The organism is Trichlorobacter sp. (genome assembly GCF_030247655.1).
In the GTDB taxonomy this organism is placed as follows: domain Bacteria; phylum Desulfobacterota; class Desulfuromonadia; order Geobacterales; family Pseudopelobacteraceae; genus Trichlorobacter.
Genome location: NZ_JAOTRZ010000365.1, coordinates 1 through 1,560, shown reverse-complemented (window position 1 = coordinate 1,560; position 1,560 = coordinate 1). Strand labels below are relative to the sequence as shown.

3 protein-coding genes are annotated in these 1,560 nt (G+C 46.6%); all 3 read left to right on the top strand.

Features of this window, described 5'->3' with window-relative positions:
- The coding region (locus OEL57_RS16745; protein WP_300742084.1) for a zinc finger domain-containing protein at nucleotides 1-302 on the top strand (302 nt) is incomplete at its 5' end.
- 16 nt (nucleotides 303-318) lie between these two features.
- Nucleotides 319-1,023 (top strand): PilZ domain-containing protein, encoded by a 705-nt coding sequence (locus OEL57_RS16740; protein ID WP_300742083.1) that lies wholly within the window; start codon nucleotides 319-321, stop codon nucleotides 1,021-1,023.
- A gap of 34 nt (nucleotides 1,024-1,057) precedes the next feature.
- A partial coding sequence (locus OEL57_RS16735) for a 3',5'-cyclic-nucleotide phosphodiesterase (RefSeq protein WP_300742081.1) occupies nucleotides 1,058-1,560 on the top strand: 503 nt, incomplete at its 3' end.

Sequence of the window (1,560 nt, the reverse complement as noted above, 5' to 3'; positions counted from 1 at the left end):
ATGTTGGTAACATCTATGCTGACGAAACACTATTCCGTGCTCAGTTACATCCACTAAGAGGCACAGCTGCTCTTTCCTCACAAGAGACGGTTCGTCTGTATGATGCGCTACATGGTGTGTTGACCCAGGCTGTTGCTGCGAAAGGAGCCAATATTGATGGCGTCTTTGAGGCAGGCTCCTTTCCTGTTGCTGTCTATGGCCAAGATGGGAAGCCCTGCAGGGTATGCGGTAGTTTGATTGTTAAAATGAAGCTTGGACAACGGGGGACTCATTTCTGCCCGGTTTGCCAACCACTTGGATAAGCAGCATGGGGGTGTCGTGCGAGAGACGTATCAGATCGTAAGCATTAAAGATGGCAAGCAGGATTTGGACGCGATTCTGCATATCCTGCGAGAGATCAAGGCAGGGCGTCTTAAAAACGATCTTAAGCTGTTGAACTACTATCATGAGGTGCCGATCAGTTATGCTGCAAAGATTGATGCAATAGATATTGACAGTATTGAGGTGACAGCACATCAGGCACAATCTGTTGTGCTTGGTTTGCAAAAACAGGTTCTACTTACCTGCTCATCGTTTCCGCAAGGTTTGGGAGTTCATTGTTTTGTTGAATATATCAATGTCAAGAACTGCTTTGCTGTGTTGGGACGCTTTGCCTATGCTTCTATCCGTGCAGATCGGCGTAACGCTGTCAGGGTTACAACTGAAGGCTGTTTGACTGCTGCCTACACTGCCGGGATACAGTCCTTATCCGGTCGTGCTGACGATATTTCAGTTTCCGGGGTTGCTATCCACAGTCAGCAGGCAGCACCGGCAGGTATGCCACAAAATGGCTTGATACAATTTTGTATTCAGAACAACGAATTGACACTGCCGGCTACCCTGATAAAGTCAGCTAAAGATGATACTATTTTTATCCATACATTCAGCTTTGAGCCGGATAAAGACGCAGATAAAATTATTTCTCAGTATATTTACAGCCGTCAGGTTGAAATTATCCGGCAATTGAAAGAGCAGTTTTTGTAATGCAGTATTTGAGTCTGCACAGGGAGGTAAAGCAATGAAGCTGCGTATCCTTGGAAGTGCCGGAGCAGAGTTTCCAGATTTCAGGCCTCCCGCTTTTTTGATTGATGATTCTCTGCTGCTTGACGCCGGAACGATCGGATCTGTTCTGAATGAAGAAGAGCAGTGGTTAATCAAAAATATATTTATCACCCATGCCCATTTGGATCATATCCGCAGTATTCCTGCCTTGGCGGACAATATCATTGTTAAAAATCTGCGTCATCTGGTTGATGTGTATGCCCCTCAGTCGGTGATTGATGCCCTGCGTAACCACCTTTTTAACGGACTGATCTGGCCTGATTTTACTTGTCTGCCTACACCGGAAGAGCCGGTATTGCGCTTTAATACGATAGAACCGCTGTCCCCCGTCACGCTTTGCGAAAACAATACCCTATCCAGTTGCGTTGACGGGTATACCCTGATTGCTATACCGGTGCATCATACGGTTCCCGCAGTTGGTTATTGTGTTGAACATGCTGGACGGCGTCTGGTGTACAC